Here is a 3,980-nt window from a genome sequence, read left to right as displayed (position 1 = left end):
ACATAACACCAGCGTGAATAGCCTGCGTGTTGAGCCATCAGAGCTTTCTGTTTATTATTAAGTTTCAGCTTTGTTAATCATGGATTTCATTTCTGAGTGAGTGCAGCCTGTCTAAAAGTATGCTTAAATACGTATTATATCGTTATTCTCTGATTAAGTCAATGCTCCAAAACTACCTATTAATCCAATATTGCCGACTGTAGTAGAAAAGGTTGCGCCAGTTGTTGCACCTATGGATATATATGGAAAGCTTTCAGATAAGTTTTTGCTCATTGCTAGAAACCGACTAATGTTTGGGTCAAGAAAAATGTGTGTTTGATTTCAACATAAACTTTTTTTGATTAGCTCTGCATCAGTGGATTTACCAATTTTTTTAAGATCGAGTTTCGTATGTTATAATGCCCACCTTAATTCTTTGCTTCAAGGCAAATACTTTTGCACGACGCTCCAACCTGTCAAAGATACTGTTGCGAAACTAAACAACAGAATAATATTAGTTGTGATATGGAGCGATCGCGCCCAAAGTTGTTTTGAATTTATCTGAGTCGCACTCCAAGCAGAAACCAAAACCAAAGCTACAACAGTTAAACCAGCGGGTAAATGAGCGGAATGACCCAAGTTACCATAATAACCAATAGTTCCTACCAAACCAATTGCCAGTAACAAAATTACTAAAAATACCATTATACCACCAATAATATAATGAAAAGGTCGTAACCATTGAGGACGTTTTTGTTTGTTATGGCGGGTAAAAAACATCCAACCACCTGTTACTGCTAATAATGAATAGGCAAATAGGGAAAGACCCATAGACCAAGCTGCTATTTTCCAAAGCCAGAGAAAAGAAGGTAAATTCATGTATATTGATTGTAATGTTGACAACCCAGAAAAGAGGAAACAGGGAAAAGAGAAGAATAATTTATTTTATTCTTGATTTTTACCAGATGTCTAATTTATTAGACCATTTCTCAAAAACTTTATCTACGCTTTCTTGAGCAGGGGACTCCCAGGAGGGGAAGTAGGAGAGTAGGGGAGTGGGGGAGAAGTAAACATAAACATAATAATAATAATTAACACTATTTAATTAGGACTTACGCAGATACGCTATATATAGTATTCATAACTATTGTCCAATAGTTACTGGACTCTATACACAGTGTCTTTGTGTAAGTCCTGTTAATGTTGTTCTATTTTTGGATATTTAACTATTGTCCAACAGTTAAGGAAAAAAATCATGGGTACTAGAGAAGCATCTTTTTTATTAGGTATATCTCGTCAACGTTTATTAGTTTTATTAGCTCAAGGAAGAGTTAAAGGAGCACAGAAAAAAGGTAGATTCTGGGAAATACCAGTATCTTCGAGTGGAATGCCTGTAATAATTCCGGCTCGGCGGGGTCCGAAAGGTATGTGGCGCAAGAGAGAATCTACCACACCAAAAATGATTCATGTTAATCAAAACAAAATTCAAAGTAATAAAACTAAGCCTCCAACAGAATTGGAACCTGTAGTGTCACTCAAGCACAGCGGTCATAACTATTATGGTTATGAGTTATATATTTCAGGTCCTTGCCAAATAGTCTATCGACCTTACAAACCAGCAAGTTGTGGCGCTCATCTGTGGATTAATACTTTTGATTCTGTGCAATTTATAGATACTAAATCGAATCCAGCTACCGCAAGGCAACCCAGCAAACAAATTTTCATCTAGTCTGGTTTCAAAGGCAGTCTGATCATCACCAAAAAATATTTCCAAGCTCAGAGCAGCTCAACTGACAATAACTTCAGCAGGCTTTGTGCTGTTTGTTTGTGGGAAATCGTCACAGTATTAAGGTAGAAAATTTTAACTCTCCACACTTCTCACACTCCCTTACTCCCCTACTCGCCTACTCCTCTCCTAACTCCTAACTCCTAAAGTATTAAAATTAATATCATACACTAATTCAGCAACGCCAAAAAATTTTATCATGCCTACCTATACTGGAATTTCTAGTGAAGCTTTTCGCCATCCCTTGGACCGGGAAGCAGAAAATGCTTTACGCAGCGTGCCTGGGTTTGACTTGATTGCCAGCAAATTTGTAGAATTTGTTTACGAACGGCCACAATATGTTTATTTAATGGGAAATAGTATTCAAGTTGGGCCTCGTCAATATGCTAGTATCTATCAAATATTTCGGGGATGCGTTAGAGATTTAGATATACTCCCGGAACCTACTTTATTTGTATCTCAAAATCCTCAAGTAAATAGCTATTCTCTAGGCAAAGAACAACCTTTAATTATCCTAAATACTGGTCTTTTAGACTTATTAAATGAGAAAGAATTAAAGACTGTACTAGCTCACGAATTAGGACATATTAAGTGTGGCCACCCAACTTTAAACCAAATGGCAATTTGGGCAATGGGTATAGCTTCTATGATTGGGGAAGTAACATTTGGTTTGGGTAATGTAGTTAGTAGTGGATTGATTTATGCTTTCTATGAGTGGCGACGCAAAGCTGAGTTATCAGCAGACCGGGCGGCTTTGTTAGTGATGGATGACCTAAATTTAGTCATGGAAACTATGATGAAGTTGGCTGGGGTAAGTAGTAAGTATGCCAATGAGTGTAGTTTACAAGAGTTTATTCGTCAGTCCGATAATTATCAAGACTTAGACCAAGATGGCCTAAATCAAGTGTATAAATTCTTGCTTTATAATGGTGGTCAGGGTGTAATGTTGAGTCATCCTTTCCCTGTAGAAAGGCTACAGTATTTACAAAACTGGGCAAATTCTTCAGAATATCGTCAAATTCGTGCTGGTAACTACAAAAGAGCTGGTGCTGAGGGTGCTGTTGAGGTTGAAGTTGAATCCCCAAAAAATGAATCTGAAGAGTTGCGCCGTCAAATTCAGGAACTGCAAAAGGAAATTAATCGAATTAAGGGGAATTAAAAATATACTCTACTTCCTAAATTTATCCGGAAACTAGCTTGTATCTAGATGTAGTTAATAGTATGAAATATGTACAAATATTTGTTTCTCTTAGTAAGAAATATTAGTCTACTGTTTTCTGTATCTAAAACTATACAAAATAATCAGGTATTTATAATTATGTTACAAGATAAAAATAAGAATGGTTATAGCAAAGCACCTATATTTTGGGGTCTGAGCAAAGCAGGAGCGATCGCTCTGACAGTAGCAGCGACAGTCATGGGATTTACTAATCCTCCTAGAAGTGAATATGTTAATTATGCTTCTAATAAACTGGCAAGTGAGATTAGAGAATCTGTTTGTAAAGAGTCAAAAGTTCCAGATTTTTTGAGTGATTTTACAGGTGATTTAGTTCAAAGTTGTGAAAAGCTAATTAAGAGTCAAAGAACTACGATTAAAGAATTAATGGATAATGCCACTCAACGTCAGAATTTAATATTATTTAGTGTTTATACAACTGAGTTTCGTGGTAATAGATATCAGACTATTGGGGCAGTGGGAAATTTTCTGACATTTCCACCACAGAAAATCGAGCAAAATTAATTACAATTCATGGTTTTATTGCACAAAAGGCTAAAATAGTATAAAATTATAGCAGGTCATGCTATAAATAACTGCAGGGTGGTGGTGCATAGTAATGGTAAAGGAAGCACCGGGAGTTTGGGGGGATGGGGGGATGGGGAGATCAGGAGTGTGGGAGAAATTAAAAAATATGTATCCTACCATTACTATGCAGGACTATCCAATTTCTAATTCAAAATGCCTTTAATCGCTTACTGTGTAAGTTTTTTAAATTTATTTAGCAAACCGTAATTAGGATTTAGAAAAAATGGGAATTGACATCGCAACTTTAGCCAAATTCTTAACTCCTTTTCTCCCTTTTTTACTTAATTGGACTTTGGACAAAAAAAGTTAGCGTAATATTTACACTAACTACTGAAATTAAGATTTAAAGACCGAATTCATACTGGAATTATCTTTGTTTTTGAAATTATTTATCATCCTGAAAATCATAGG

At 36.0% G+C, this 3,980-nt stretch carries 4 protein-coding genes and 1 pseudogene; 3 read left to right on the top strand and 2 right to left on the bottom strand.

The window, feature by feature from the left end:
* Together F6K18_RS35795 and F6K18_RS35790 are read right to left on the bottom strand one after the other, a co-directional pair.
* Window positions 1-68 (bottom strand): annotated as a pseudogene (locus tag F6K18_RS35795) (helix-turn-helix domain-containing protein); the annotation flags it as partial.
* A gap of 352 nt (window positions 69-420) precedes the next feature.
* The gene (locus F6K18_RS35790; protein WP_287528096.1) at window positions 421-858 is read right to left on the bottom strand and encodes a DUF4079 domain-containing protein; all 438 of its coding nucleotides are present in this window, start codon (window positions 856-858) and stop codon (window positions 421-423) included.
* Between the two features lie 376 nt (window positions 859-1,234).
* Here F6K18_RS35790 and F6K18_RS35785 point away from each other — a divergent pair, with 376 nt between their 5' ends.
* The 3 genes from F6K18_RS35785 to F6K18_RS35775 all read left to right on the top strand — a co-directional run bounded on the left by F6K18_RS35785 (window position 1,235) and on the right by F6K18_RS35775 (window position 3,506).
* A complete protein-coding gene (locus tag F6K18_RS35785; protein ID WP_287528094.1) occupies window positions 1,235-1,708 on the top strand; it encodes a hypothetical protein in 474 nt (157 codons plus the stop codon).
* 256 nt (window positions 1,709-1,964) lie between these two features.
* Window positions 1,965-2,924, top strand: a complete 960-nt coding sequence (locus tag F6K18_RS35780) for a M48 family metalloprotease (protein ID WP_124143596.1) — start codon at window positions 1,965-1,967, stop codon at window positions 2,922-2,924.
* Window positions 2,925-3,083: 159 nt separating this feature from the next.
* On the top strand, window positions 3,084-3,506 hold the full coding sequence (locus F6K18_RS35775; RefSeq protein WP_287528092.1) for a DUF4359 domain-containing protein: 423 nt from the start codon (window positions 3,084-3,086) through the stop codon (window positions 3,504-3,506).
* Window positions 3,507-3,980: the final 474 nt, after the last annotated feature.

This window comes from Okeania sp. SIO2C2, assembly GCF_010692625.1.
GTDB lineage: Bacteria > Cyanobacteriota > Cyanobacteriia > Cyanobacteriales > Microcoleaceae > Okeania > Okeania hirsuta.
Note: the sequence above shows the minus strand (reverse complement) of the source record. Positions and strands in the feature narration are given on the sequence as shown.

Excerpts from the sequence above, each read along its gene's own strand:
- F6K18_RS35780 (WP_124143596.1), top strand. The coding sequence starts at position 1,965 with ATGCCTACCTATACTGGAATTTCTAGTGAAGCTTTTCGCCATCCCTTG.
- F6K18_RS35775 (WP_287528092.1), top strand. The coding sequence starts at position 3,084 with ATGTTACAAGATAAAAATAAGAATGGTTATAGCAAAGCACCTATATTT.
- F6K18_RS35785 (WP_287528094.1), top strand. The coding sequence starts at position 1,235 with ATGGGTACTAGAGAAGCATCTTTTTTATTAGGTATATCTCGTCAACGT.
- F6K18_RS35790 (WP_287528096.1), bottom strand. The coding sequence starts at position 858 with ATGAATTTACCTTCTTTTCTCTGGCTTTGGAAAATAGCAGCTTGGTCT.